Raw genomic sequence first — 26,337 nt, forward strand, 5'->3', positions numbered from 1 at the left:
GTCCCGGCTCGCGCTCGATCGCGGCGAGCCGGGACAGCGCGCGATCCATGTCCGGGGCCCGGCGCAGGTCGTCGCGAAGGTTGGACGCGAGGCGCACCTCCTCGGCCAGGAACCGCACGGCGTCGAGGCGGGCATGAATCTCGTGCAGGTCGCAGGAAGGCGCCGACAACCGCCGTTCCAGGAGCCGCGCGCCGGCCGCCGTCGCGGTGCAGTCGATGGCGGCGATCAGCGACCCCTCGCGCCCGCCCGACAGGCTTTGCGTGATCTCGAGGTTTCTTCGCGTAGCGGCATCGATCTGCACAAAGCCGCCCGGCAGTTCCTTCACCGGGGGCCGGAGGAGCGGCAGCCTTCCACGCTGCGTGAGGTCGAGGTACTCGATGATCGCGCCGAGCGCGGACAGTTCCGCCCTGTCGAAGCCTCCGAAGGCGTCGAGCGAAGCGACTTCGTAGAGCGCGCAAAGCCGTTTCTCCGCCCCGGCGCTGTCGAAGGCCGCACGCGACAGGGGGGTCATGGCGGCCCCGGAATCAGACACTACTCCAGCAAGATCGCCCTCTTTCGCCTCGCTCACCAGGACCTCGCGCGGGGCGAGGCGCGCCAGTTCGGGCGCGAGCCGGGAAAGCGGGCAGGGCGTCACCCTGACCTCGCCCGTCGAGATGTCGACCCAGGCAAGTGCCGCGTCACCGCGTACCTCTGCGAAGCTGGCGAGATAGTTGTGCCGCCGCGCCTCCAGGAGCGATTCCTCGGTGAGCGTCCCGGGGGTGACCAGACGCACCACATCGCGCGCCACGACCGCCTTCGATCCCCGCTTCTTCGCTTCGGCCGGGTCCTCGATCTGTTCGGCAATGGCGACGCGGAAACCCTTGCGGATCAGCGACAGCAGGTAGCCCTCGGCTGCATGAACCGGCACACCGCACATCGGGATGTCTTCGCCGAGGTGCTGGCCCCGCTTCGTGAGCGCAATGTCGAGCGCCGCGGCGGCCGCCGCCGCGTCGTCGAAGAACATCTCGTAGAAGTCGCCCATCCGGTAGAAGAGGAGCGCATCCGGGTGGCGCCCCTTGATCTCCAGATATTGCGCCATCATCGGCGTGACGTTGGCGTCGGCAGACACGGATGACCCCCCTGAACCCCCGCGGGACCCTACAAAAGCGCCCGGCGAGGGAAAAGCCGCAAATCCTGTGGATTGTCACATTCCGGAGCGCTAAGAGGGCATCGCCCGGAGGAGGACCTGAGCCCCATGTCGAAGAACCGCGTCACGCCGGAAGAGGCGCTTGCCTATCACCTCAATCCTGTGCCGGGGAAGTTCGAGGTGGTGGCGTCGAAGCCGATGGCGACGCAGCGCGACCTGTCGCTCGCCTACTCTCCCGGTGTCGCGGTGCCTGTCGAGGCGATCGCAGAGGCACCCGAGACAGCCTACGACTACACCACCAAGGGCAACATGGTCGCCGTGATCTCGAATGGTACCGCGATCCTCGGTCTCGGCAACCTCGGCGCGCTCGCCTCGAAGCCGGTGATGGAAGGCAAAGCCGTCCTCTTCAAGCGCTTCGCCGACGTGAACGCCATCGACATAGAGCTCGATACCGAGGACCCGGACGAGATCATCCAGGCCGTCCGCCTGATGGGGCCGACTTTCGGCGGCATCAACCTCGAGGACATCAAGGCACCCGAGTGCTTCATCATCGAGAGCCGCCTGAAGGAGATGATGGACATCCCGGTGTTCCATGACGACCAGCACGGCACGGCGGTGATCTGCGCGGCGGGCCTCATCAATGCGCTGGAACTCAGCGGCAAGAAGATCGAGGACTGCCGGATCGTGCTGAACGGCGCCGGGGCGGCCGGCATCGCCTGCCTCGAGCTTCTGAAGACCATGGGCGCGCGGCATGACAATTGCCTCATGTGCGACACGAAGGGCGTGATCTGGCAGGGCCGGACCGAAGGCATGAACCAGTGGAAATCGGCCCATGCCGCGCGCACCGAGGCGCGCACGCTCGAGGACGCGATGAGGGGCGCCGACGTGTTCCTCGGCGTCTCGGCCAAGGGCGCGGTGACGCCCGCGATGGTCGCCTCGATGGCGCCCAATCCGGTGATCTTCGCCATGGCGAACCCCGACCCCGAGATCACGCCGGAAGAGGCGCAGGCGGTGCGCCCCGATGCAATCGTGGCCACGGGGCGGTCGGACTACCCAAACCAGGTGAACAACGTCCTCGGCTTCCCCTACCTCTTCCGGGGCGCGCTCGACATCCACGCCCGTGCCATCAACGACGAGATGAAGATCGCCTGTGCGAAGGCGCTGGCAAGGCTCGCGCGAGAGGATGTGCCGGACGAGGTGGCGATGGCCTATGGCCGGAAGCTCTCGTTCGGGCGCGACTACATCATCCCGACGCCCTTCGACCCGCGCCTGATCTACGTCATTCCGCCGGCAGTGGCCCGTGCCGGGATGGAGACAGGTGTCGCCCGGCGGCCGATCATTGACATGAGCGCCTACGAGTTGCACCTGAAGTCGCGGATGGACCCGACGGCGTCGATCCTGCAGGGCATTCATGCCCGCGCCCGCCAGGCGCAGGCGCGAATGATCTTCGCCGAGGGCGACGACCCGCGCGTGCTGAAGGCGGCCGTCGCCTACCAGCGCGCCGGGCTCGGCAAGGCTCTGGTGGTCGGTCGCGAGGCCGACGTGAAGGAGAAGCTCGCCGCCGAGGGGCTTGCCGACGCGGTGAAGGAGCTCGAGGTGGTGAACGCCGCGAACACGCGGCATCTCCAGCCCTACAAGGATTACCTCTACGCCCGGCTGCAACGGAAGGGCTTCGACATGCACGACGTCCATCGCCTTGCCGCCCGCGACCGGCATGTCTTCTCGGCGCTGATGCTTGCGCATGGCCACGGCGACGGGCTGGTGACCGGGGCCACGCGCAAGTCGGCGCATGTTCTCGGTCTCATCAACCACGTCTTCGACGCGCGCGCCGAGGATGGGGCGGTCGGCATCACCGCCGTCCTGCATCGCGGCCGGATCGTCTTCATCGGCGACACTCTTGTTCACGAGTGGCCGGACGAGGAGGACCTCGCCGACATCGCCGAGCGCGGTGCGAGTGTCGCGCGCGCACTCGGGATTGAGCCGCGCGTCGCCTTCCTTTCGTTCTCGACCTTCGGCTACCCGGTGTCGGAGCGCGCGACGAAGATGCATCAGGCGCCCAAGGTGCTCGACCGCCGCGGGGTGGATTTCGAGTATGAAGGCGAGATGACCGTCGATGTCGCGCTCAACATGGAGCAGATGGCACATTATCCCTTCTGCCGCCTGACCGGGCCGGCCAATGTCCTTGTCGTGCCCGCCCGGCATTCCGCCTCGATCTCGGTCAAGCTGATGCAAGAAATGGCAGGTGCGACCGTGATCGGCCCGATCCTGACCGGCGTGGACAAGCCGATCCAGATCTGCTCGACCGGCTCCACGGTCAACGACATTCTGAACATGGCCGTGATCGCCGCCTCCCGGATCGGTCTCTGACGCGTCTGCCGTCAGTGCACGAAGGCCGCTTGGGAACCCCAGAGTTCCTTGACCCGCGCATCCCTGCCGCAGGCCTTGCGGTAGAAGGCATAGGCCTTCGCCTGGCGCATGGGCCCGCGCCGCGTCAGAACTACCTTCGAGCCCTTGTAGTACCCCTGGTGGTAGGCTTCGGCCTTGAAGAAGGGGCCGGCATCGCGAATCTCGGTCGCAACCTTCCGGCCAAGCGCGGATTCGGCGTCAGCCTTTGCAGCGACCGCATCTGCGCGCTGCGCTGCGGACTGGACAAAGATGGCCGTGCGGTAGCTCTTGCCGCGGTCGCAGAACTGTCCGCCGGCGTCGAGCGGGTCGCTCGACCGGAAGAAAAGATCGAGGATATTTCGATAGCTGACCCGGGCGGGATCGAAGAGGATCTTGACCGCCTCGTAGTGGCCGGTGCTGCCGCTCGAAACCTGCTCATAGGTCGCGTCCTCGGCCACGCCGCCCGTGTAGCCGGAGACGACCTCCTCAACCCCCGGCAGGCTTTCGAAATTGCTTTCGACACACCAGAAACAACCGCCGGCGACGATCGCCGTCTCGGTCTTCGCCGCGGCGGGCAGCGCGGCCAGCAACAGGATCAAGGAAAGCAGCAGCTTCGCCATCTCACGCACCTCACGACGGACGCTACCAGAGGCGTCAGATGGGGCGCATCTGGCAACACACCTTAGCGTGATCGGAAGACATCCGGCCAGAGACCGCGCGTCAGGACAGAAGTCTCGCCAGACCCATCGCCACGCCGAGGTCCCCGGAAACCTTGAGCTTGCCGAGCATCACCCCGGTCATCGGATTCAGCTTGCCCGCAAGGAGCTTCCCGAGGTTCTCCTCGGAAATCGTCAGCGTGCAGTCCGTGGCGCGGTCCTCTGTCGTTGCGGTGCCGTCTGCCAGCACGATCACCCCCGCCGGGCCGCAATCGAATTTGAGAGTTCCGGAGAAGCGCCGGGTCTCCAGCGCCTTGCGGATGCCGGCGGCAATGGTTTCTAGGGACATGGGTGCTCCGCTCGGGTCAGGTGGGTCGGGCATAACGTCCGGACGGACGTCCCCGCAAGCGGAGCGCAGCGTCATGCGGGCGCCGCGCCGCAGGTTAGCGCTTCACCCGCGCGTTCCGTGCCGCGATCAGCCGCAGCCGGAGAGCGTTCAGCCGGATGAAGCCTTCGGCGTCCTTCTGGTCATAGGCGCCCGCGTCCTCCTCGAAGGTCACGTGCTTTTCGCTGTAGAGCGAATGGTCCGACCAACGCGCGACCGTGGCGGCGCGGCCCTTGTAGAGCTTCACCCGCACGGTGCCGGTGACATGGTCCTGGGTCTTGTCGATCAGCGCCTGCAGCGCCTCGCGTTCGGGGCTGAACCAGAAGCCGTTGTAGATCAGTTCCGCATAGCGCGGCATGATCGAGTCCTTCAGGTGCCCGGCACCGGCATCGAGCGTGATCTGCTCGATGCCGCGATGCGCCTCCAGAAGGATGGTGCCGCCGGGCGTTTCATAGACGCCGCGCGACTTCATCCCGACGAAGCGGTTTTCGACGAGGTCGAGAACGCCGATCCCGTGCCTGGCGCCAAGCTCGTTCAGCTTCGCGAGGATCGTCGCGGGCGACATGGCGACGCCGTCGATGGCCACCGCATCGCCCCGCTCGAAGGCGATTTCCAACAGTTCAGGCGTGTCGGGTGCCTGTTCCGCCGGCACGACGCGCTGGAGCACGTAGTCCGGGAACTCCCGCGCGGGGTCTTCAAGAACACGCCCCTCGGAAGAGGTGTGCAGGAGGTTCGCATCGACTGAGAAGGGCGCGTCGCCGCGCTTGTCCTTGGCGATGGGGATCTGGTTCGCCTCGGCAAACTCCAGAAGCTTCGTCCGGCTGGTCAGATCCCAAAGACGCCAGGGCGCAATGACGCGGATCGCCGGGTCGAGGGCCGCCGCCGAAAGCTCGAACCGGACCTGATCATTGCCCTTTCCGGTCGCTCCGTGGGCAACGGCATCCGCGCCGTGGCGGTGGGCGATCTCGACAAGGTGCTTGGAAATCAGCGGCCGCGCGATCGACGTGCCGAGGAGATAGAGCCCCTCGTAGAGCGCGTTTGCCCGAAACATCGGGAAGACGAAGTCGCGCACGAATTCCTCGCGCACGTCGACGATGTGGATGTTCTCGGGTTTGATCCCGAGCAGGATCGCCTTTGCCCGCGCCGGCTCAAGTTCCTCGCCCTGGCCGAGGTCGGCGGTGAAGGTCACGACCTCGCATCCGTACTCCGTCTGCAGCCATTTCAGGATGATGGAGGTATCGAGGCCGCCGGAGTAGGCGAGCACGACTTTCTTCGGGGCGGACATGTGGAACCTCCGTCGGCCAGAGACGATCGAGCCGCGATTATCGGAGAATATGCCCAAGGGCAAGGAGCCCCGCCGATCGGGCCGGCGGGACTCCGGATCGGTGCCCGCCCGGTCAGAGGCCGAGCTGTTCGCGCAGGAAGTCGATTGCCGGGTCGGAGAGCGTGCGGCCGTTCGCGGCGGTCGTCAGGGCCTCGCCCTCCGCCATCTCGGCGTCCGCAAGCGCTGTCTCGGCGTCGGCCGTGGCCGTCTCGGCGTCGGCCACCGCCGCCTCGTTCGTGGCGATCTCGGTCTCGAGAGCCGCGCGATCCGTCTCGTAGGTCTCGGCTGCGGTGCGCTCCGCGTTGAGCACGTCGAGGCTCGACTGATAATCGGTCGCAGCGGGGTCCAGCGCGGCGATGTCGGCGTCGATCTCGGCGGTTGTCCGGCCGCTGTAGTTCTGGTCGAGATCGGCCAAGGCCTGTTCGCTGGCGGAAAGCGCCGCGGTTGCCTCCTCGAGCGCGGCCGCGGCCTCCGCAGCCGCTTCGCCGGCGGCAACGGTCTCCAGCGCGGCCTCTCGGTAAGCGGCGATCCGGCCAACCTGGCTGTTCGGGCTCGCGTTCGCGAAGGCGGTCTCGCTCGCGTGGTAGGCGTTCAGCCCCTTCAGTTCCGAGGCCATCTTCCCGTGCGCGTTGGGGGCGGTCTCGACCGGTTCGGCGATGGCCACGGTGGTGGCCGTCGCGGTCACAGCCGTACCGGCGGCAGCCTTGGCCACATTTCCGGCCCCCTTGGCCTTGCCGCCGGCGTTGGCCTTGCCGGCGCCGCCCTTGCTGCCGGAGTTCCCGCCCTTGCCGTTGCCTCCCCCGTTCCCGCCGCCATTGCCGCCACCGTTGCCTTTCGCGAATGCCGGCGTGGCGCCGAACTCGAACGAGACCGGGGCAAGGGGTCCGAGGATCAGGGCAGACAGTGCCACAGCCGTCGCCAGTGTCTTTGAGCGGAACATGTTCATTGCCTCCAGGTAAAGCGCGCGATGGCGCGGCGCAGACCCCCGCGCAAGTATAAGCGGTAGATCCGTGGCAAAACTATGGCGCACCCGTCACTGGGGCGATGGACTTTGCCGCGAAACCTTGGCACCTCGTCGCAATGGTTCGATCTGAGTTCGGAGGGCGGCATGGGCGAATTCTCGCGGCGCGCGCGTGCGGCAACCGAGGCGCTGCGCGATCTCTTTCCCGCGACGCCGCTGCAACGCAACGAGCACCTGTCTGCCCGATTTGACGCCGAGATCTGGCTGAAGCGCGAGGATCTGACACCGGTCCGAAGCTACAAGCTGCGCGGTGCCTTCACGGCAATGCGCAGGGCTCTCGTCGTCGATCCGGGCAAGGCACATTTTGTCTGCGCGAGTGCCGGCAACCATGCGCAGGGAATGGCCTATGCCTGCCGTCATTTCGGCGTCCGCGGCACGATATTCATGCCGGTCACGACGCCGCAGCAAAAGATCGACAAGACACGCATTTTCGGCGGAAACAGTGTCGAAATCCAACTCGTCGGCGACTATTTCGACCACACTCTTGCCGCTGCGCAGGATTACTGTGCCAAGGCCGCCGCGCAGTTCCTGTCGCCGTTCGACGACGACGACGTGATCGAGGGCCAGGCCAGCATCGCGGTGGAGATTCTCGATCAACTGCCCGACCCGCCAGACCTGGTGATCCTGCCCGTGGGCGGCGGCGGGCTTGCCGCCGGTGTCACGGCGGTCTTCGCGGAGTCGGCGCCGGCCACCGACTTCCGCTTCGTCGAACCCCTCGGTGGCACGAGTCTCGCCGCGGCCGTTGCGGCGGGCGAACCCGTGACGCTGAAACGCGTCAACAGCTTTGTCGATGGCGCCGCCGTGGCGCGAATCGGCGCGCGCCCGTTTGCACGGCTGAATGGGATCCGCGCGGAGCAGGTGCTCGCCGCGCCCGAGGACCGGATCTGCATCACCATGCTCGACATGCTCAACGTCGAGGGTATTGTCCTGGAACCGGCCGGAGCGCTTTCCGTCGATGCCCTGCCGGACCTGGCCGATGCCATACGCGGCCGGAGGGTTGTCTGCGTGACCTCGGGCGGTAACTTCGATTTCGAGCGCCTGCCCGAGGTGAAGGAGAGGGCGCAACGCTACGCCGGGTTGAAGAAGTACTTCATCCTGCGCATGCCGCAACGTCCGGGCGCGCTGCGCGAGTTCCTGGAGATGCTCGGGCCCGACGACGACATCGCCCGCTTCGAGTACCTGAAGAAGTCAGCCCGGAACTTCGGCTCGGTTCTCATCGGCATCGAGACGAAGTCGGCGGACAGCTTCGCGGAGCTAAGGCGCAAGATGGACGAGGCCGCGTTCAGCTACCGCGACATCACCAACGACGAGGCGCTGGCAGATTTCCTCGTCTGAGGCGCGTCACGCCGCGTTGTCGTCCCGGTTGCCGAGGTCCGCGAGCCCGGACATGAATTCCGCCTTCGAGGCGAAGTAGGTGGCGACGATCGTCGCCGCGTCCACCTCGTCCTGTCGCCCGCTTGCAGCCCGGCGCTCCCCGTCTTGGCAGAGAGCACCGAACGCCGCGAACCCGAGGTTCCAGGCGCTCCCCTTGAGGAAGTGCAGATCCGCCTCGAACTGCGACGGGTCCGGCCGCTCGTTCAGGCGCTTCACTACGGATTCGACCTCGTCCAGAAAAAGATCAACGATTTCGGCGAATCCGTCGGCGCCGATCTCCGAGCACAGCTCGCCCGCGCGCTCCCAATCAATCATCATCTTCACCACCACTTGCCACCCCTTGGCAGCTGCAGCGTAGGCCCGCCGCGTTTCGCAGCCGTTAATCGGACCCGGGGCGCGAGGCATCGGCTGTCTTCAACGCGTGTTAACGACGCGACGGCTAAATGGCCGATGAAGTCCGGTGCAGTGAGAGGCGATGGCCCAGTCAGAGGCGGCGATGACAGAAACGGGACTGCCCGAGGTTCCGGCCCGGGCGGTCTGCCGCGTTCTGATCGTCGACGACAGCCGGATGCAGCGCAGGATCCTCTCCGCTCAGCTTGCCCGTTCCGGCCTAGCCGCGATGGAGGCGGGCACCGCCGAAGAGGCGCTCCGGCTCTGCGACCGGGATCCGCCGGACCTGGTGATCTCCGACTGGATGATGCCCGGCATGACCGGCATCGAATTCTGCCAGGCACTGCGCGCCCGCGTCCGCACACACTACGTCTATTTCATCCTGCTCACCTCCAAGACGGAAACCGCCGAGATCGCCCGTGGCCTGGAAGGCGGGGCGGATGACTTCCTGACGAAGCCGGTCAGCGGCGACGAGTTGCGCGCTCGGATCGCCGCGGGCGAACGCATCCTCAGGATGGAACGGGAGTTGACCGACAAGAACCGGCTTCTGTCCGACACTCTCGCCGAGCTCCAGAGCGTTTACGACTCGATCAACCGAGATCTCATCCAGGCGAAGAAGATACAGGAATCGCTCGTGCCCGAGCGGTCGAAGACATTCGGCGCGTCGCGCTTCGGCCTGCTGCTCAAGCCAAGCGGCCATATCGGCGGCGATCTTGTCGGGCTCTTCACTCCCGGTTTCAACCAGGTCGGGTTCTACAGCCTCGACGTCTCGGGCCACGGCATCACCGCCGCGCTGCTCACGGCGCGGCTGGCAAGTTATCTGTCGCCGTCGAACCTTGCGCAGAATGTCGCGATGGAGCAGCGGCAATGGCACCTCTACCGCCTGCGCAAACCGCAGGAGGTGGCCACCGCACTGAACGCCCGCATGACCAACGACACCGGAGTCGATGAATACTTCACGATGGTCTATGGCGTGGCCGACCTCTTTTCGGGGTCGGTTCGGATGGTCCAGTGCGGGCATCCGCATCCGCTTCTGCTCAGGGCCGACGGCACGGCCGAGTTCCTCGGCGATGGCGGCCTGCCGATCGGAATGTTCGCCGAGATCGGCTGGAGCGAGTTCGACATCACTTTGGAGCGCGGCGAACGCCTGTTGTTCTACAGTGACGGTCTCACCGAGTGTCGGCTGAAGGACGGCAGCATGCTGGAGCCGGAGGGTTTGGTGCGTATCGCGCGACGCGCCGCGTCGGCAGGACAAGGGGGAGAGTTCGTTGACGACCTCTTCTGGTTCCTCAGCCAGGAGATGGCCCCCGGCGCCTCGCTCGAGGACGACGTCTCGGCCATCGTTTTCGAGTTCGGCGGCGCGTAGGCTCGCCAGCTCGCGCAGAGACGGAGCGGCTCAGAAAGGGCAGGACCACAGGTAGGTCAGGCGCCGGCGACCGCGCGGGCGAAATGCCGGTCGCCCGCATTTCCGAGCATCCGGGGAGCAGCGGAGAGCGGCATCCAGACGGCTTCGTGGCCGGGCTCCGAGGGATTGCCGAGACGCCGCACCGGGCGCGCAAGGTAGATCGCGCAAAGCTTTTCGGCCCAGCGATCATACTCCGGCATGTAGACGAAGCGACGGAAGGCGCCGATCCGGCGCGGCGCCGCGATGGACCAGCCGGTCTCCTCGAAAACCTCCCGGTGGAGCGCCCGCAGCGGGGACTCGCCCGGATCTATGCCGCCACCCGGCAGCTGGAACTCCGGCTCCGGTTCCGCCTGATGCGTCAGGAGCACGTCGCGCCCATGCACCAGCAGGGCATAGACACCGTGCCGTATCCGGTAGCTTTGCCCCCGTACCAGAGGCTCCCCGAACCGTCTGATCATGGTGCGCCCTCTTGGCCTCCGGGTTGTCGTCCCCATATTCACGCGGTATGGCAGGGCGCAAGCGCCGAGGAAACCCCCATGACAAGCCTGTCGATGATCGCCTGGGACGATACCGTCCTTCCGTTTCAGCTTGACCGGTCCGACATCCGTGGCCGGGTCGCGCGCCTCGACGGCGTGCTGGACCGGGTGCTCTCGCAGCACAACTACCCGATGGTCGTCGAGGCCCTGGTGGCCGAGGCGGCGCTCCTGACCGCGCTCATCGGGCAGACGATCAAGCTGCGCTGGAAGCTGTCGCTCCAGATCCGGGGCGACGGTCCGGTGCGGATCATTGCCACCGACTATTATGCGCCGGCCGAGAACGGCGGCAGCGCGCGGATGCGCGCCTGGGCCTCCTTCGATACCGAAAGGCTCGACCCGGCCGCGCCGGGCTTTTCGCAGATCGGCAGCGGCTATCTCGCGGTTCTGCTCGACCAGGGGCCGGGTACGACGCCCTACCAGGGGATCACGCCCTTGGCCGGAGGCTCGCTTTCCGCTTGTGCAGAGACGTATTTCGCGCAATCGGAGCAGCTGCCCACGCGCTTCGCGTTGAGTTTCGGCAAGTCACGGCTGCCGGGCGGCGCCGAACGCTGGCGTGCCGGCGGCGTGATGCTGCAGCACATGCCCAAAGCCTCGCCCTTCGTGGCGAAAGAGGGTGGCAGCGGCGAGGGAGGTCTGCTTGCTCCGGCCGACATCCTTGACGGCCTCGAAGGCGAGAACTGGGCGCGGTCGAACCTTCTCCTCGACACGGTGGAGGAACTGGAATTGATCGGGCCGAGCGTCACGCCCACGGATCTTCTGGTTCGGCTGTTTCATGAGGAGGGCCCGCGGGTCTTCGATTCGCAAGCCGTGCATTTCGGCTGTTCCTGCTCGCAGGACCGGGTGCGCGAATCGCTATCGATTTACTCGGCCAAGGACATCCGGCACATGACGACCGAGGCGGGCATCGTCACCGCCGACTGCCAGTTCTGCGGTGCGCACTACGAGTTTGATCCGGCCACGCTCGGCTTTGAGGCGACGAAGAGCCCCGATGACGCCGGCTGATCCGCTCGCCCCGGTGGTCGAGGCGCTTGCCCGGCCGGGGCGGCCAACCTCGGACTACGACCTCAATCCCGGCACCAGCTTGCCGGAGGGGCGGGTGCTCTGCCCCGCGGGGGTGCTCGTCGCGCTGCAACCCGGGCCGCGCGGGGTGGACGTGATCCTGACGAAGCGCTCCTCGCGGCTCAAGCATCACCCCGGACAGATCGCCTTCGCCGGCGGAAAGGTCGATGCGGGCGACGCCGACGCCGTGGCCGCCGCGTTGCGCGAGGCGGAGGAGGAGATCGGCCTTCCCCCAAGGCAGGTCGAGGTCCTGGGCCTCGCAGAGGCGCATGAGACGGTGACGGGCTTCCTCGTGACCCCGGTCTTCGGCCTTATCCGCGGAACCTTCACTCCCGTTCCCGAGGTGGGCGAGGTCGAAGAGGTGTTCTCCGTCCCGCTCTCCCATCTCGTCGACCCGGCGCGGTACAGGATCGAGGGGCGGCGGTGGCGCGGCCAGCACCGGCGTTACTATGCGGTGCCCTACGGGCCCTATTACATCTGGGGCGCGACCGCGCGTATCCTGAGGGCGCTTGCGGACCGGATGGCGGAATGAGGATCACCGATGCCTGGCTCAGGGACGAGGGGTTGCAGCAGGTGCTGCAGCTCCTGACGGATGCCGGGCACCTGGCACTCCTGGTTGGCGGGTGCGTGCGCAATGCGCTTCTCGGCCAGCCGGTCGCGGATATCGACATCGCCACGGATGCCGTGCCGGATCGCGTGATCAAGGTCGCGGGCGCGGCCGGGCTGAAGGTGGTGCCGACCGGGGTGGAGCACGGCACGGTGACGATCGTCGTGGACGGCGTCCCGCACGAGGTGACGACGTTCCGGCGCGACGTGGAGACATTCGGGCGCCACGCGACCGTCGCCTTTTCGACGCGGGTCGAAGAGGACGCGGCGCGGCGGGACTTCACCATGAACGCGCTCTATGCCGACGCGGCGGGGCAGGTCGTCGATCCGATCGGCGGACTTCCCGACCTCAAGGCGCGCCGGGTCCGGTTCGTCGGCGAGGCCGGAGAACGCATCCGCGAAGACTATCTGCGAATCCTGCGCTTCTTCCGGTTCCATGCCTGGTATGGCGATGCGGAGGCCGGGATGGACGACACGGCGCTCGCAGCCTGTAGTGAGAATTCGGCCGGGTTAGACACGCTTTCCCGCGAAAGGCTCGGCCACGAGATGCGCCGTCTTCTGGCCGCGCCCGATCCGGCGCCGGCGCTGGCGGCGATGCAGGTCACCGGGGTGCTCGCCCGGGTGCTCCCCGGGGCGGACGTGGCGGCGCTCGCGCCTCTCGTCCATCTCGAACCGCCCTATGCGCCCGATTGGATCCGCCGTCTTGCCGCGTTGGGAGGGCCGGAGGCCGAGGATCGCCTGCGGCTTTCGCGCGCCGAAGGACGGCGGCTTGCCATCCTGCACGCGTGTCTCGCCGAAGGCACCCGTCCCGCCGAGATCGCCTATCGCCACGGTGCCGAAGTCGCCCGCGACACCGTCCTCCTGCGCAGCGCGAGCCTTGGCGCCGCGCTGCCGCCGGGCTGGGAGGAGGCCGTGGCCGAAGGCGCCTCGGCGCTTTTTCCGCTGCGCGCCGCCGATCTGATGCCCGGCCTGTCCGGAGCGGCCCTGGGCGAACGGCTGAAGCTGCTCGAGGACCGCTGGATCGCCTCCGGCTTCCGATTGTCACGGGAACAATTGCTGGCTTGAAGGCGCCCTGTCAGGCGCGGCAGGATGGCCGCCTGATCTGGACCTGCTGCCATGATGCTCGACACATTTCCCGCGCTCCTCGCGCTCGCCGTCGCCACGCTCTTCACGCCGGGGCCGAACAACGCCATGCTTGCGGCCTCCGGTGCGAACTTCGGCTTCCGCCAAACCGTGCCGCATCTCCTGGGGGTTGCCCTCGGGTTCCCGTTGATGCTGCTGATCGTCGGCCTGGCGCTGGGCGGGATCTTCCAGGCCAGCGCACTCCTGCGCGAGGGTCTGCGCTGGGGTGGCGCGGCAATGCTGCTCTGGATCGCCTGGAAGATCGCCCGGTCGGGCGGAATCGGGTCGAAGGCCGAAGGCGCGCACCCCATGCGCTTCCACCAGGCGGTGGCGTTCCAGTGGGTGAACCCGAAGGCTTGGTCGATGGCGGTCGCCGCGACCTCGCAGTTCGTCCTGCCGGAGACGCCGCTGATCACGGCGGCAGCCGTGGCCGCGACGTTCATGATGCTCGGTCTCAGCTCGTCGGCAACCTGGACCTATGCCGGCCAGGCCATCGCACGGTGGCTCACGACCGCGCAGCGGCTCAGGGCCTTCAACCTCGTCATGGCGGGCCTCATCGCGCTCTCCGTCGTCGAACTCGTCCGGCACTGAGTTCCCCTATCTGCCGGTCTGATGTATATCCGGCCGGCAACCCGAAAGGCGCCGCGATGTTCAGGTTCTTCGAGAGCCTTGTCGATCCCTATGTCGCTTACGAGGAGAAGGATGCGCCTCCCCGGCGGCTCCTTCCATTCCTGATGGAGTATTCGCGGCCGTTCCGCGGCGTGTTCCTGGTGACGGCCGCGTTGAAGTGCGTCTCGGCGGCCCTCGACGTGGCGCTGATCTGGTATGTCGGGCGGATGGTGGACCTCCTTTCCCAAGGCACGCCAGCCGAGGTCATGGAGTCCCACGGGACGGAGTTCGTCCTCGCCGCGCTGGTGGTTCTCATCGTGCGCCCGATCGTTTCCGGCATAGACGTGGCGCTCTTGCACAACACGATCCTCGTGAACTACGGGGCGCTCTTCCGCTGGCGCGCGATCCGCCATGTGCTCCGCCAGTCCGTCGGCTGGTTCGAGAACGATTTTGCCGGACGCATCGCGAACCGGCTGATGCAGACGCCTCCCGCGGCCGGCGATGCGGTGTTCCAGGTCTTCGACGCCGTTGCGTTCGCCCTGACGACGCTGGTCGGAGCCGTGATCCTGCTCGGAAATGCGGATTCCCGGCTGATGGCGCCGCTCCTGATCTGGGCCGCGCTCTACCTCGCGCTGATGCTTTGGACGGTGCGTCGTGCCGGTCCGGCCGCAACGGCCTCGTCGGACGCGCGGTCGTCCGTCACGGGTCGGGTGGTGGACAGCTTCACCAATATCCATTCGGTCAAGATGTTCGCCCACGATGACCGCGAAGTCGCCTATGTCGGCGAATCCATCGAAAACCTTCGCGCGACCTTCGCCCGCGAGATGCGCATCATAACCAGAATGGACGTGGTGCTGACGATACTCAACGGTGCGTTGATCGTGTCGGCGACGGCCTTGGCGACCTATCTCTGGTATCGGGGCCAGGCCACGGTCGGAACCGTTGCCGCGGCATCGGCGCTGGTCCTCCGGCTCAACTCGATGACCTACTGGATCATGTGGGCAATGACCAACCTCGTGCAGTCGCTCGGCGTCGTCGCCGAGGGGATGGCGACGATCGCACAGCCGATCGGCCTGGTGGACCGGCCGGGCGCGCGGCCGCTCGACTTTCGCGAGGGCCGAATCGAGATCGACGTGCTGAGCCACCACTACGGCCGCGGCTTCGGCGGGCTCGACCGGGTCAGCCTGACGATCCGGCCGGGCGAGAAGATCGGCCTCGTCGGGCGATCGGGATCGGGGAAATCGACCCTCGTCAAGCTTCTCTTGCGTTTCTACGACCCGGAAGGCGGCCGCATTCTGATTGACGGACAGGACATTGCCGGGGTGACGCAGGATAGCCTGCGCGGCCGTATCGGAATGGTGCAGCAGGACAGTTCGCTCCTCCACCGCTCGGTGCGGGACAACATCCTCTACGGCCGTCCGGACGCGAACGAGGCCGAAATGATCGAGGCCGCACGCCGGGCCGAGGCGCATGACTTCATCCTTCAGCTCACCGATCCCGAAGGACGCACGGGCTATGACGCACAGGTGGGCGAGCGGGGGGTGAAGCTTTCAGGCGGACAGCGCCAGCGCGTGGCACTTGCCCGCGTGATCCTGAAGGACGCGCCGATCCTCGTCCTGGACGAGGCGACCTCGGCGCTCGACAGCGAGGTTGAGGCAGCGATCCAGGAAACGCTCTACGGAGTGATGGAGGGAAAGACCGTGATCGCCATTGCGCACCGGCTCTCGACCATCGCGCGGATGGACCGGATCGTCGTGCTCGACGACGGCAAGGTCGCCGAGGACGGCGGCCACGAGGCGCTTCTCGCCAGGGGCGGCCTCTACGCCCGCTTCTGGAACCGGCAATCGGGCGGCTTCATCGGCACGGACGAGGCGGAGGCGGCAGAATGAGGGCCGGCGAAATGATCGACGCCTTCCGCCCGGCCGAAGGCGCGCCGCCACAGACGCTCGGGCGCTTCTTCCTCTGGTGCCTGTCGGGCGCCTGGGGGCCGCTTGCCGTCGCAGCCGTCCTTTCGGCGATTGCCGGGGTGATGGAGGTGGTGACGGCCTGGTTCCTCGGCGCCATCGTCGACGCGGCGCAGGCCGGAAGCCCGGCAGCACTGCTGGCCGATCACTGGCCGCTGCTCGCCGGATTCGCGGTCTTCCTCCTGGTCCTGCGCCCGCTCGCCTTCGGGCTTTCTGCAGCCTCGAATTCCATCGTCGTGCAGCCGAACGTGCTGCCGCTGGTGCTGTCGCGGCTGCACCGTTGGACGATGGGTCATGCGGTGACCTTCTTCGACAACGATTTCGCGGGCCGGATCGCGCAGAAGCAGATGCAGGCCGCGCGCGCGGTCACCGATGTGGCGAGCGAGACGATCAACACGGTTGCCTTCGCGCTGGCCTCGCTTGCGGGCTCCGTCGCGTTCCTCGTCACAGTCGATGGCTGGATGGCGGCGGCGCTCGGGGTCTGGATCGCGGCCTACCTTCTCCTCATACGCGCGTTCCTGCCCAAGGTCCGGGGCAAGTCCGCGGCGCGGGCCGGCGCGCGGGCGATGGTGACCGGGCAGGTCGTGGACACGATCACCAATATCAAGACGGTGAAGCTCTTCGCCCACGCCGACCACGAGGACAAGGCCGCCCTGCGCGCCATGGCGGGCTTCCGCGACACTGCGCTCGACTTCGGGGTGCTCTCGGCCTGGTTCCGGCTGTCGCTCATGGTGCTCGCCGGCCTCCTGCCGCTGATCCTGATCGGCGGCTCGCTCATTCTCTGGACGAAGGGGCAGGCGACAACCGGCGACATCGCTGCCGCCGGGACGATCGCGATACGCATCGCGCAGATGACCGGGTGGGTCAGCTTCGCGCTCATGTCGATCTACGGTTCGATCGGCGAGGTTGAGGACGGGATGCGCACGCTGACGCCGCCCCACACGCTGACCGATGCCCCCGGCGCCGCCGTGCTTGGCCGCGTGAAGGGCGCGATCCGCTTCGACGACGTGAGCTTCGCCTATGGCCGCACAACCGGCGGACTCGACCATGTCACGCTGACGATCCAGCCCGGAGAGAAACTCGGGATCGTCGGCGCCTCGGGGGCCGGGAAATCCACCCTGGTCGCTTTGCTCCTGCGGCTCTACGACGCGGAAGAGGGTCGGATCCTGGTCGATGGCGAGGACGTGCGCAGCGTGACGCAGGAAAGCCTGCGCCGGCAGATCGGCATGGTCACGCAGGAAACCGCGATGTTCAACCGCTCCGCCCGGGACAACATTCTCTATGGCCGACCGGACGCGACCGAGGACGAGATGATCGCGGCGGCCACAGCGGCAGAGGCCGACGAGTTCATCCGACACCTGCAGGACCACAAGGGCAGGCAGGGCTACGACGCCTTTCTGGGCGAGCGCGGCGTGAAGCTTTCGGGTGGCCAACGCCAGCGGATCGCGCTGGCCCGCGCGTTCCTGAAGGACGCTCCGATCCTCGTCCTCGACGAGGCGACCTCCGCACTCGACAGCGAGGTGGAGGCGGCAATCCAGGGGGCGTTGCACCTGGTGATGCAGGGCAAGACCGTGCTTGCCATCGCGCACCGGCTCTCGACCATCGCCGAGATGGACCGGATCGTCGTGCTCGACCGCGGCCGGCTGGTGGAGGAGGGGACGCACGCGGAGCTTCTGGCAAGGGGCGGGCTCTATGCGCGGTACTGGAACCGGCAGTCGGGCGGGTTCATCGGCACCGAAGAGGCGGCGGAGTGAGGCTCACCGTCGAACGGCTCGGCCACCTGGGCGACGGGATCGCGCGCGGGCCGGACGGCACCCCGGTCTTCGTGCCCATGGCCTTGCCGGGCGAGGTGGTGGAGGGCGAGGTCGCCGACGGGCGCATGGAGGAGGCGAAGATCGTGACGCGGTCCCCCGACAGGGTCAGGCCGCCCTGCCCGCACTACCGCGCCTGCGGGGGCTGCGCGTTGATGCATGCCTCGGACGCCTTCGTCGCGCGCTGGAAGGAGGACGTGGTGCGCACCGCGCTCGCCGCGCAGGGCATCGCCGCGCCGTTCCGCCCCGTCGTGACCTCGCCGCCGCGCTCGCGCCGCCGGGCGACACTGGCCGGTCGGCGCACGAAATCCGGCGCCATCGTCGGATTTCATGGCCGCGCGTCGGGCACGATCATCGAGGTGCCGAGATGCGAACTGCTCCACCCGGGGCTCATGGCGACGCTGCCCGCGCTCGCCGAGATCACCGCGCTCGGCGCATCGCGGAAGGGCGAGTTGGCACTTGCGCTGACGCGGGGCGACTCCGGGCTTGACGTGGCGGTGTCCGGCGGAAAACCGCTGGATCAGAGCCTTTTCTCCGCGCTTGCCGCCGTGGCCGAACGCGCCGATTCCGCGCGCCTGACGTGGGAGGGTGAAGTGGTTGCCGCCCGCCGCCCGGTCGCGCAGCATTTCGGAACCGCGCGCGTCGTGCCGCCGCCCGGGGCCTTCCTGCAGGCCACGGCCGACGGGGAGGCGGCGCTCCTGTCCGCCGTGCGCGACGCGGTGGGACCGGCACGACGTGTCGCCGACCTCTTTGCGGGTGCCGGGACCTTCGCCCTGCCGCTCGCGAACCGTCGCGAGGTGCACGCGGTGGAAGGCGACGCCGCGATGCTCTCGGCGCTCGATGCCGGCTGGCGGCAGACGCCGGGCCTGCAGCGCGTGACGACGGAGGCGCGCGATCTCTTCCGGCGCCCCCTGCTGCCCGACGAACTGACGGCTTTCGGCGCCGTCGTGATTGACCCGCCGCGCGCGGGGGCCGAAGCGCAGATGCGCGAGATCGCGGCATCGCGCGTCGCCGTCGTCGCCGCGGTGTCGTGCAATCCGGTCACCTTCGCCCGCGACGCGCGCCTTCTCCTTGCCGCGGGCTTCGTGCTCGACTGGGTGCAGGTCGTCGATCAGTTCCGCTGGTCCACTCATGTCGAGCTTGTGGCGCGCCTCAGCCGCGTCATCACAGGGTCGTGAGGCACGGGATGCGCGGAAAGACGCCGACTTCCGGTTGCGGGCCGAGACGTATATCCTCCCCGGTCAAAAGCCGGAACGGCAAGGATCAAGGGGCAGCATACGCGAGATGAGACGCAGGACATTTCTGACAACCGCCGCAATCGGTATCCTGGGGACGGCGCTGCCGGTGGCGGCGCGCTCCAAGTTCCGGAGCTATTCCGGGCCAGAGATCACGCAGATCGTTGTCCACAAGGCCAAGCGCCGGATGTACCTCGTGAGCGGCACCGATGTGGTGAAGCGGTACCGCATCTCGCTCGGCGGGAATCCGGTCGGGCCAAAGCAGTTCGAGGGTGACGGCAAGACGCCCGAGGGGCTCTATTACATCGACCGGCAGAATCCGGTCAGCGCCTTTCACCTCTCGCTCGGCATCTCCTACCCGAACGAGGAGGATATCGCGCGTGCAGAGGCCGCAGGCAAGTTGCCCGGCAGCGACATCTTCATTCACGGGCGCGCCAGGAAGAATCGCGGGCGCGGGCGCGATTGGACCGCCGGTTGCATCGCCGTGAAGGATCGCGAGATGGAAATGATCTACTCGATGGTGAAGATCGGCACTCCGATCTTCATCCTTCCGTAGACTCCGACAAAAAAGCGAATTCCGGCAGTGCTTTAGCCACCGGTGACCAGCGTCCACCAGATCTTGCCGCCGGGCTCCTGGAACCAGGCGAAACCGACATCCCGCGCGGCGGGATCGAGGATGACCGCGCGGGTATCGGGCAGTTCCATCCAGGCCGAGAGGGTTTCCAGCTCGGTCTCGTACGTCTCGGAGATGTTCTCGCCAAGCATCCGGCCCTGATAGCCGGTCCGCTGGGCGCGGAGCAGCGGCGATGAACCGTCGGAGCCGAAATGCCATGGCCGGTTCTGCACTGCCATGTCGCGCGAATGGGTCGCCGCCGCCGCCGTCAGGAGGGGGTTCAGCGTGAGCGGCGCGGCGCCCGCGGCGGAGCGCAGGGAGTTGATGGAATCGACCATCGAGTAGGTAATCCGACCCTCATCTCCCGCCTTGATCACGTAGGCCTGCGGCAAGGGCCGGCCGTCTGGGCCAAGCTGGGGCGGTGTCGCCACACAGCCGGCAAGGGTCAGGGCCGCGGCAAGGCTCAGGATCAAGAGACGGGTCATCTGGGAACCTTCGGGTTTTTCGCAGGCCAGTCCTTTACAGCCTCGCCCGCGGGTGTTCAAACGCCAACTTGCGCGTCGGCGGCAGGGCGCAACCCTCGGGTGACACGAGAGTGAATTGAGAAAGGCGCAGCGCCCGACTAGAATGACATCGTTTGTGCGGCCCCACGAGGACGCCAAGCGCACACGAAAGACACGGATCTTCAGACCGGGACCCTAGAGGATGAGCATCAAGAATCCCCGCGGCCTCAGCCGCCGCACTCTCATCGGCACGGCCGCGGCCGCCGTCGGAAGCGCACTCGCCGCGCCCGCGCTCGCGCAGAGCGGCGCCGGCACGACCGAGTTCGAAAACGACCTCAACTCGAACATCCGCCGCAACATATCGAGCTTCCGCTCGTTGCAGTGGCAGCCCTATTTCTCCGATACCAAGAACGGCGCCGTTCTCGTCGACACCACCTCGCGGGCCCTGCACTTCTGGTCCGAGGACCAGGGTGTCTACCGCCTCTACCCGACGAGCGTTCCCCTGACCGAGGACCTGACGCGCCGTGGACGCACGGCGATCGTGAAGAAGGTGATCGGGCCGGAGTGGCGGCCGACGCCGGCGATGAAGGTCCGAAACCCGGAATGGCCCGATTATGTCGGCCCCGGCCCCGACAACCCGCTTGGAACCCACGCGCTTTATCTTTCGTGGGAGTTCTACCGCATCCATGGCACGCATGACACGCGCAAGATCGGCCGGCGTTCGTCCAATGGTTGTATCGGGTTGTATAATGAACACATTGCCGAGCTTTATTCGCTGACGAATGTGGGCACGCAGGTGTTGCTAATTTGACGATACGGGCAAAACTTTCGTTGCGGCGAGACGGCTTCATTGCGCGAAATGTGCCATCTGGGTTAGTGGGATTCTGAGGTGTTTTGACTGCCGCGACGACCTCGCTTATCCATCCGTCGCGGTGAAAATGGAGAGTTAGATGAAGAAGCTCGCGCTCGCCGCTGCCCTTTCGCTCGCTGCTACCTCGGCTTTCGCCGGTGGCGTGGAACCCGTCATGGAGCCGGCGCCTGTCGAACAGGCCGCGTCGTCCTCGAACGGCGGCCTGATCGTTCCGCTGCTGCTCCTGGTGCTCGTCGCCGCTGCTGCCAGCAACTGATTTTTCGGCTCAGGCCGAATTGGAAAGGGCGGTGGGGTTCCACCGCCTTTTTCATTTGCCGTGGGCTTCGGTCCAGCCCGCGAGGTTCGTTTCCAGCACCGCCATGAGCGCCGCGATATGCGCGTCGTCGTCATTGAGGCAGGGGACATAGGTGAAGCTCTTGCCGCCCGCATGAATGAAGGCCTCGCGGATTTCCCCCTGGATCTCCTCCAGCGTCTCAATGCAGTCGGCCGAGAAGGCGGGCGAGATGACCGCGATGCGTTTCTTGCCGGCCCTCGCAAGCTCGACGACATGCTCGACCGTGTAGGGCCGCAGCCACTCCTCGCGGCCGAAGACCGACTGGAAGGTGGTGTCGACCGAGCCCTCGGCCCAACCCAGCCTTTCGCGCAGGAGCCGCGAGGTCTTCTGGCACTGGCAATGGTAGGGATCGCCTTCCATCAGGTAGCGCTTCGGCATTCCGTGGTAGGAGGCGACCAGAATGTCGGGCCGGTGGTCGATGCCGGAATATGCCCGCTCGACCGATTGGGCCAGCGCCTCGATGTACAGGGAATGGTCGAAATACTCCGGCACGATCCGCACGGCGGGCTGGCGCTTTTCCTTCATTAGCGCGCGAAAGAACTTGTCGTTCGCGGTGGCCGAGGTGGCGCCGGCGTATTGCGGATAGAGCGGCAGGAAGACGATCTTCTCGCAGCCGGCGGCAACCATGCGGCGCACGACGCTCTCGGTCGAGGGATTGCCGTAGCGCATGCAGAACTCGACCATTAACCCCTCGCCGAAGCGGAGGGACACGGCCGTGCGAAGCTTAGCCACCTGCGCCTTCGTGATCGTCATAAGCGGGCTCTCGCCCTTCTCGTGGTTCCAGATCGACTTGTAGTTGGCGCCGGAGGTGAAGGGACGCTTCGACAGGATGACGAGCTGGAGGAGAGGCTGCCATTTCCACGCCGGGAAGTCGATCACGCGCCGGTCCGAAAGGAACTCCGACAGGTACCGCCGCATCGACCAGTAGTCGTAATTGTCGGGCGTGCCGAGGTTGGCGACCAGGATACCGATGCGCGCCCGCGCTACCGGCGGGTGATCGGCCGGGGCATGGGTCAGGCGGCCCGCTCCGGGGCGAACGATCTCGGTATCCATGGCATCCTCGCGCTCAACCAGTCCGACATAGAGGGAAATCCGCGCCGGTCAATCTTCCGCACGCGGCAGCGGCGCTTCCGTCGCACCCAGGGCGTCGGCCAATCGCTGGACGGCCGAGCCGGGGCGAAGCGGCTTCGGCTGGCTTGGATCCGGCGCCCATCCGGTCAGCCAGATCATCTCGAAGGTTGCGGCGATGCGGCCGCCTCCCGCCGGGAAGGCGGCCGCGTAGATCTCTGCGGCCGCCGGAAAGAGCGCACGCGGTGCGGCTCGGCGGGATCGGGCCGCCAGCGCGTTGCCCTCGCCCATCGCGCGCAGGTCCGCGATCAGGTGGAACAACGTGGCGTAGGTCACGGTCTTCTTGACCGTGTCGGCCACCGGCAGGGCGAATCCCGCACGCTGGAGCAAGGCGCCGAGGTCCCGGATCTCGGCCATCGGCAGGACGCGCGGCGAGAGGCCGCCGGTGAGCCGGCTTTCGGCCTCGGCCAGCGCCACGCGTAGTTCCGAAAGCGTCCGCCCGCCGAAGAGCACCCCGAGGAAAAGCCCGTCGGGACGTAGCGCGCGCCGGCACTGGATCAACTGCCCGACGAGATCCGCCGACCAGTGCAGCGACAACGCATGGATCACCAGATCGTGCGCGCCTTCCTCCAGGGCCAAGACCTCCTCGTCGGCGACGATGCGCGCGCCGGGCAGGATTTCCGCCCAGGGAGCCGGAAAGGCCGTCACCACGGCGGGGTCCGTAAACCTTTTGTTAACCTCGCCCAGTCTCTCCTCGGCTTCGGCGGCGGCCTCGTCGTGGAGGAAAAGGTCGGCCCCCTGTGCCAGCGCACGGGCACGGTTCCTGGACAGGGCGGCGCGGTCGATGAGGTTCGGCGGATCGGACATGATGGGTGAACCTAGGGTGCTTCGCGCGGGAATGCAAAGCGCGCTCCGCCTCCTCTTTCCGCCGCAGTGCATCTCCTGCGGCGAACCCACCGCGAGCGATTTCGGTCTCTGCGGCGAGTGCTGGCGGCAGACGCCCTTCATCTCGGGGCTCGTCTGCGACCGCTGCGGCACGCCGCTTCCCGGCGAGGAAGAGGGGCGGGCCGAGTATTGCGACGACTGCCTCATCCTTGCCCGGCCCTGGGAAAGGGGTCGGTCGGCGCTCGTTTACCGGGACAACGGCAGGAAGCTTGTCCTGGCCCTGAAGCATGGCGACCGGCTCGACCTGGCCCGGCCCGCCGGCGCCTGGCTGCATCGCGCGGCGCAACCCATCCTGCGCGACGGCATGCTCGTCGCGCCGGTCCCGCTGCACTGGGCCCGGCTCTTCCGCAGACGCTTCAACCAGTCGGCGATCCTGTCGAAGGCGCTGGCCCGGGTGGCGGGACTCGACCATTGCCCCGACCTCCTGCTGCGCGCGCGGCGGACGCCGAGCCAGGACGGGCGCGACCGTGACGGACGCTTCGCGAACGTTGCCGGGGCAATCCGCGTGCATCCGCGCCGCCGCGGCCGGATGGTGAACCGGGACGTGCTTCTCGTCGATGACGTGATGACCTCCGGCGCGACGCTTGCCGCGGCAGCGGAGGCCTGCCTCGCCGCCGGTGCCGCCTCCGTTTCGGTTGTGACACTGGCGCGCGTTGCCAAGGATTCCTAAATCCCTATAGTCACGGCGACTTTCGGATAGAGGCCAGTTCCTTGCCCCGCATCGAGATCTACACCACGCCCTGGTGCGGCTATTGCCTCGCCGCCAAGCGCCTTCTGGAGGCGAAGGGCGCCGCCTACGTGGAGACGGATGTCTCCCGCGATCCTGCCATGCGGTCCGAGATGATGCAGCGTGCCAGCGGCCGCCGGACCGTGCCGCAGATATTCATCGGCGAACGCCATGTCGGCGGAGCGGACGATCTTCACGCACTCGACCGGGCCGGCAAGCTCGACCTGCTGCTTGCGTCCTGAACCGATGCGCGCAGCCCTCCTCCAGCTTTCGGTGACGGACGATCCGGCGGAAAACCTGCCGGTGACGCTCGCACTTGTGCGCGAGGCGGTGGCGGGCGGCGCGGGGTTCGTCCTGACGCCCGAGGTGACCAATTGCATCTCGTCCGACCGCGCCCACCAGCACGCGGTGCTGCGGCACGAAGATCAAGACGCGACACTCGCGGCGCTCCGGGCGGAAGCTGCGGCGCGGGGCATCTGGCTTCTCGTCGGCTCGCTCGGGCTGCTGACGCACGACGCAGACGGACGCTTCGCCAACCGTTCTTTCCTCGTCGCGCCCGATGGCGGCATCGCGGCGCGCTACGACAAGATCCACATGTTCGACGTGAACGTGTCCGAGACCGAGCAGTACCGCGAATCGTCCGGATACCGGCCGGGGACCCGGGCGGTTCTGGCCGAGACGCCTTTCGCGCGCATCGGCCTCACCGTCTGCTACGACGTGCGCTTCCCGCACCTCTACCGCCGGCTCGCACAGGCCGGGGCGCAGGTCCTCACGGTGCCGGCCGCCTTCAACGACACGACCGGCGCGGCGCACTGGCATTCGCTTCTCCGCGCCCGGGCGATCGAGACCGGCGCCTACGTGCTCGCGCCCGCCCAGACCGGGACCCACGCCGCCCATAACGGACGTCCCCGGCGCACCTACGGCCATTCGCTTGCGGTCTCGCCCTGGGGCGAGGTCCTCGTCGATGCCGGAACCGAGGTAGGCGTGAGCTTCGTCGATCTCTCGCTCGCCGAGGTGGACCGTGCACGCGCGCGGGTGCCCTCGCTCGGCCATGACCGCGACTTCGAGGGGCCGTGAGATGTCGGATGGAAACGAACCGCTCGCCGTCGCGCTCTTCTCGGAAGTGTTCATGGCCGACCAACTCGTGCGGAACCGCATCAGCCGGGCCCTGCCGAAGGGGATGGAGCTAAGCCACTTCGCGGTGCTGAACCATCTTGCCCATCTGAACGACGAGCGTTCGCCCGCGCAGCTTGCCGACGTGTTCCACGTGACCCGCGGCGCGATGACCAACACGCTCGCCAAGCTGGAATGGGCCGGGCACGTCCACATCCGCCCCGACTGGGACGATGCCCGGCGCAAGTTCGTCTCGATCAGCCCGGCCGGCCGGTCGGCGCGGGATGCGGCGCTTGCGGCGATCGCGCCCGTGGTCGGTGACGTGGTCCGCTCGGTCGGTGCCGACCGGGTCCGTGCGGTCCTTCCGGTCCTGCGGGAGATCCGCCTTCGGCTTGGCGAGGACTAGGCGCGCTTCATGCCCGCCATGACATAGTTCACCGAGAGGTCGCGATCCGAGATCGTCCAGGTCCAGGCAACCGGGTTGAAGACGAAGCCCTTGCCGTCGACCGGGTCAAGCGCCGCACCCCGCAGGAAGCCTTCAAGCTCCGCCGGCGTGATGAACTTCGCCCAGTCATGCGTGCCCTTGGGCAGCCAGCGCATCACCCACTCCGCGCCGACGATCGCCATCATGAAGCTCTTGGGATTGCGGTTGATCGTGGAGGCGACGATGAGCCCGCCGGGCTTCATCAGCGTCTGGCAGGTTGCAAGGAACGCCTGCGGATCGGAGACATGCTCGACGATTTCCATGGCAAGGACCACGTCAAAGATCTCGCCCGCCGCTGCCAGCGCCTCGGCAGTGGTGTGGCGGTAGTCGATGTCGAGCCCCTGCTCCGCGGCGTGGATGCGCGCGACGGGGATGTTCCGCTCGGCCGCGTCCGCGCCGAGGACCTGCGCGCCGAGCCGGGCCATCGGCTCGGACAGAAGCCCGCCGCCGCATCCGATGTCGAGGATGCGCAGCCCCGCAAAGGGGGTCGGTGCCTTCAGGTCGCGCCCGAACTCGGCCGCGATCTGGGCGGTGATGTAGCCGAGCCGGACCGGATTCATCATGTGCAACGGCCGGAACTTGCCATGCGGGTTCCACCACTCGGCGGCCATCGCTTCGAATTTTGCCACTTCGGCGGGATCGACCGTGGATGTCGCGGACTGCATGCGTCT

At 67.3% G+C, this 26,337-nt stretch carries 27 protein-coding genes and 1 pseudogene; 17 read left to right on the forward strand and 11 right to left on the reverse strand.

Annotation, left to right across the window (positions count from 1 at the left end):
• A pseudogene (locus F9K34_RS03710) lies at nucleotides 1–1,081 on the reverse strand (DNA mismatch repair protein MutS); the annotation flags it as partial.
• A 153-nt stretch (nucleotides 1,082–1,234) separates the two neighbouring features.
• On the opposite strand from F9K34_RS03710, the gene F9K34_RS03715 reads away from it, so the two are divergent.
• The gene (locus F9K34_RS03715; RefSeq protein WP_291335491.1) at nucleotides 1,235–3,493 is read left to right on the forward strand and encodes an NADP-dependent malic enzyme; all 2,259 of its coding nucleotides are present in this window, start codon (nucleotides 1,235–1,237) and stop codon (nucleotides 3,491–3,493) included.
• Between the two features lie 11 nt (nucleotides 3,494–3,504).
• On the opposite strand, the gene msrA is transcribed toward F9K34_RS03715, so the two are convergent.
• The 4 genes from msrA to F9K34_RS03735 form a co-directional block, all read right to left on the reverse strand.
• Nucleotides 3,505–4,131 carry a peptide-methionine (S)-S-oxide reductase MsrA gene (gene msrA / locus F9K34_RS03720; protein ID WP_291335494.1) on the reverse strand — a complete coding sequence of 209 codons (627 nt, stop codon included), beginning with the start codon at nucleotides 4,129–4,131 and terminating at the stop codon, nucleotides 3,505–3,507.
• Between the two features lie 100 nt (nucleotides 4,132–4,231).
• Nucleotides 4,232–4,516, reverse strand: a complete 285-nt coding sequence (locus tag F9K34_RS03725) for an SCP2 sterol-binding domain-containing protein (protein ID WP_291335496.1) — start codon at nucleotides 4,514–4,516, stop codon at nucleotides 4,232–4,234.
• Between the two features lie 94 nt (nucleotides 4,517–4,610).
• Nucleotides 4,611–5,837 carry an argininosuccinate synthase gene (locus F9K34_RS03730; RefSeq protein WP_291335498.1) on the reverse strand — a complete coding sequence of 409 codons (1,227 nt, stop codon included), beginning with the start codon at nucleotides 5,835–5,837 and terminating at the stop codon, nucleotides 4,611–4,613.
• A gap of 112 nt (nucleotides 5,838–5,949) precedes the next feature.
• On the reverse strand, nucleotides 5,950–6,822 hold the full coding sequence (locus F9K34_RS03735) for a hypothetical protein (protein ID WP_291335500.1): 873 nt from the start codon (nucleotides 6,820–6,822) through the stop codon (nucleotides 5,950–5,952).
• A gap of 162 nt (nucleotides 6,823–6,984) precedes the next feature.
• Here F9K34_RS03735 and ilvA point away from each other — a divergent pair, with 162 nt between their 5' ends.
• The gene (gene ilvA / locus F9K34_RS03740; protein ID WP_291335502.1) at nucleotides 6,985–8,232 is read left to right on the forward strand and encodes a threonine ammonia-lyase IlvA; all 1,248 of its coding nucleotides are present in this window, start codon (nucleotides 6,985–6,987) and stop codon (nucleotides 8,230–8,232) included.
• A gap of 6 nt (nucleotides 8,233–8,238) precedes the next feature.
• Here the strand turns inward: ilvA and F9K34_RS03745 are convergent, their stop codons facing one another.
• Nucleotides 8,239–8,601, reverse strand: coding sequence for an Hpt domain-containing protein (locus tag F9K34_RS03745; RefSeq protein WP_366557779.1), 363 nt, complete (start codon nucleotides 8,599–8,601; stop codon nucleotides 8,239–8,241).
• A gap of 166 nt (nucleotides 8,602–8,767) precedes the next feature.
• Between F9K34_RS03745 and F9K34_RS03750 the strand changes: the two genes are divergently transcribed.
• On the forward strand, nucleotides 8,768–10,027 hold the full coding sequence (locus tag F9K34_RS03750) for a PP2C family protein-serine/threonine phosphatase (protein WP_291335504.1): 1,260 nt from the start codon (nucleotides 8,768–8,770) through the stop codon (nucleotides 10,025–10,027).
• A gap of 56 nt (nucleotides 10,028–10,083) precedes the next feature.
• Here the strand turns inward: F9K34_RS03750 and F9K34_RS03755 are convergent, their stop codons facing one another.
• A complete protein-coding gene (locus F9K34_RS03755) occupies nucleotides 10,084–10,524 on the reverse strand; it encodes an NUDIX hydrolase (RefSeq protein ID WP_291335506.1) in 441 nt (146 codons plus the stop codon).
• 78 nt (nucleotides 10,525–10,602) lie between these two features.
• Here F9K34_RS03755 and F9K34_RS03760 point away from each other — a divergent pair, with 78 nt between their 5' ends.
• From F9K34_RS03760 to F9K34_RS03795, 8 genes are all read left to right on the forward strand, one after another.
• A complete protein-coding gene (locus tag F9K34_RS03760) occupies nucleotides 10,603–11,604 on the forward strand; it encodes an Hsp33 family molecular chaperone HslO (RefSeq protein ID WP_291335508.1) in 1,002 nt (333 codons plus the stop codon).
• Complete coding sequence (locus F9K34_RS03765) at nucleotides 11,591–12,193, forward strand: CoA pyrophosphatase (RefSeq protein WP_291335510.1); 603 nt, start codon at nucleotides 11,591–11,593, stop codon at nucleotides 12,191–12,193. Before F9K34_RS03760 ends, F9K34_RS03765 begins: the two co-directional genes overlap by 14 nt.
• Nucleotides 12,190–13,332, forward strand: coding sequence for a CCA tRNA nucleotidyltransferase (locus F9K34_RS03770; RefSeq protein WP_291335512.1), 1,143 nt, complete (start codon nucleotides 12,190–12,192; stop codon nucleotides 13,330–13,332). The genes F9K34_RS03765 and F9K34_RS03770 overlap by 4 nt, the downstream gene beginning before the upstream one ends.
• Nucleotides 13,333–13,383: 51 nt before the next feature.
• A complete protein-coding gene (locus tag F9K34_RS03775; RefSeq protein ID WP_291335514.1) occupies nucleotides 13,384–13,980 on the forward strand; it encodes a LysE family translocator in 597 nt (198 codons plus the stop codon).
• 56 nt (nucleotides 13,981–14,036) lie between these two features.
• Complete coding sequence (locus F9K34_RS03780) at nucleotides 14,037–15,887, forward strand: ABC transporter ATP-binding protein (protein WP_291335515.1); 1,851 nt, start codon at nucleotides 14,037–14,039, stop codon at nucleotides 15,885–15,887.
• Nucleotides 15,884–17,716 (forward strand): ABC transporter ATP-binding protein, encoded by a 1,833-nt coding sequence (locus F9K34_RS03785; RefSeq protein ID WP_291335517.1) that lies wholly within the window; start codon nucleotides 15,884–15,886, stop codon nucleotides 17,714–17,716. The genes F9K34_RS03780 and F9K34_RS03785 overlap by 4 nt, the downstream gene beginning before the upstream one ends.
• Nucleotides 17,713–18,951, forward strand: coding sequence for a class I SAM-dependent RNA methyltransferase (locus F9K34_RS03790; protein WP_291335519.1), 1,239 nt, complete (start codon nucleotides 17,713–17,715; stop codon nucleotides 18,949–18,951). Before F9K34_RS03785 ends, F9K34_RS03790 begins: the two co-directional genes overlap by 4 nt.
• A 106-nt stretch (nucleotides 18,952–19,057) precedes the next feature.
• Nucleotides 19,058–19,564 carry a L,D-transpeptidase family protein gene (locus tag F9K34_RS03795; protein ID WP_291335520.1) on the forward strand — a complete coding sequence of 169 codons (507 nt, stop codon included), beginning with the start codon at nucleotides 19,058–19,060 and terminating at the stop codon, nucleotides 19,562–19,564.
• A gap of 32 nt (nucleotides 19,565–19,596) precedes the next feature.
• Here the strand turns inward: F9K34_RS03795 and F9K34_RS03800 are convergent, their stop codons facing one another.
• A complete protein-coding gene (locus F9K34_RS03800; RefSeq protein WP_291335521.1) occupies nucleotides 19,597–20,106 on the reverse strand; it encodes a CAP domain-containing protein in 510 nt (169 codons plus the stop codon).
• Between the two features lie 220 nt (nucleotides 20,107–20,326).
• Between F9K34_RS03800 and F9K34_RS03805 the strand changes: the two genes are divergently transcribed.
• Nucleotides 20,327–20,935: a L,D-transpeptidase gene (locus F9K34_RS03805; RefSeq protein ID WP_291335523.1), complete on the forward strand. Its 609-nt coding sequence runs from the start codon at nucleotides 20,327–20,329 to the stop codon at nucleotides 20,933–20,935.
• Between the two features lie 139 nt (nucleotides 20,936–21,074).
• Nucleotides 21,075–21,251, forward strand: coding sequence for a hypothetical protein (locus F9K34_RS03810; RefSeq protein ID WP_291335524.1), 177 nt, complete (start codon nucleotides 21,075–21,077; stop codon nucleotides 21,249–21,251).
• 51 nt (nucleotides 21,252–21,302) lie between these two features.
• Here F9K34_RS03810 and hemH read toward each other — a convergent pair whose 3' ends face one another.
• On the reverse strand, nucleotides 21,303–22,382 hold the full coding sequence (gene hemH, locus F9K34_RS03815; protein WP_291335526.1) for a ferrochelatase: 1,080 nt from the start codon (nucleotides 22,380–22,382) through the stop codon (nucleotides 21,303–21,305).
• 48 nt (nucleotides 22,383–22,430) lie between these two features.
• Nucleotides 22,431–23,264 carry a methyltransferase domain-containing protein gene (locus F9K34_RS03820; RefSeq protein ID WP_291335528.1) on the reverse strand — a complete coding sequence of 278 codons (834 nt, stop codon included), beginning with the start codon at nucleotides 23,262–23,264 and terminating at the stop codon, nucleotides 22,431–22,433.
• Here F9K34_RS03820 and F9K34_RS03825 point away from each other — a divergent pair.
• From F9K34_RS03825 to F9K34_RS03840, 4 genes are read left to right on the forward strand one after another with little or no spacing between them, the layout of a single operon-like run.
• On the forward strand, nucleotides 23,263–24,012 hold the full coding sequence (locus tag F9K34_RS03825) for a ComF family protein (RefSeq protein ID WP_291335530.1): 750 nt from the start codon (nucleotides 23,263–23,265) through the stop codon (nucleotides 24,010–24,012). The two genes, F9K34_RS03820 and F9K34_RS03825, sit on opposite strands and share 2 nt — an antisense overlap.
• A gap of 41 nt (nucleotides 24,013–24,053) precedes the next feature.
• Nucleotides 24,054–24,311: a glutaredoxin 3 gene (gene grxC / locus F9K34_RS03830; protein ID WP_291335532.1), complete on the forward strand. Its 258-nt coding sequence runs from the start codon at nucleotides 24,054–24,056 to the stop codon at nucleotides 24,309–24,311.
• A 4-nt stretch (nucleotides 24,312–24,315) separates the two neighbouring features.
• Nucleotides 24,316–25,146 carry a carbon-nitrogen hydrolase family protein gene (locus F9K34_RS03835; RefSeq protein WP_291335534.1) on the forward strand — a complete coding sequence of 277 codons (831 nt, stop codon included), beginning with the start codon at nucleotides 24,316–24,318 and terminating at the stop codon, nucleotides 25,144–25,146.
• A gap of 1 nt (nucleotide 25,147) precedes the next feature.
• Entirely contained in the window at nucleotides 25,148–25,588 is a 441-nt protein-coding gene (locus tag F9K34_RS03840; RefSeq protein ID WP_291335536.1) for a MarR family winged helix-turn-helix transcriptional regulator, read from the forward strand.
• Here F9K34_RS03840 and ubiG read toward each other — a convergent pair.
• A complete protein-coding gene (gene ubiG / locus F9K34_RS03845; protein WP_291335538.1) occupies nucleotides 25,585–26,331 on the reverse strand; it encodes a bifunctional 2-polyprenyl-6-hydroxyphenol methylase/3-demethylubiquinol 3-O-methyltransferase UbiG in 747 nt (248 codons plus the stop codon). The two genes, F9K34_RS03840 and ubiG, sit on opposite strands and share 4 nt — an antisense overlap.
• Nucleotides 26,332–26,337: the final 6 nt, after the last annotated feature.

The sequence above is a fragment of the Albidovulum sp. genome, assembly GCF_008933605.1.
Lineage (GTDB): Bacteria > Pseudomonadota > Alphaproteobacteria > Rhodobacterales > Rhodobacteraceae > Albidovulum.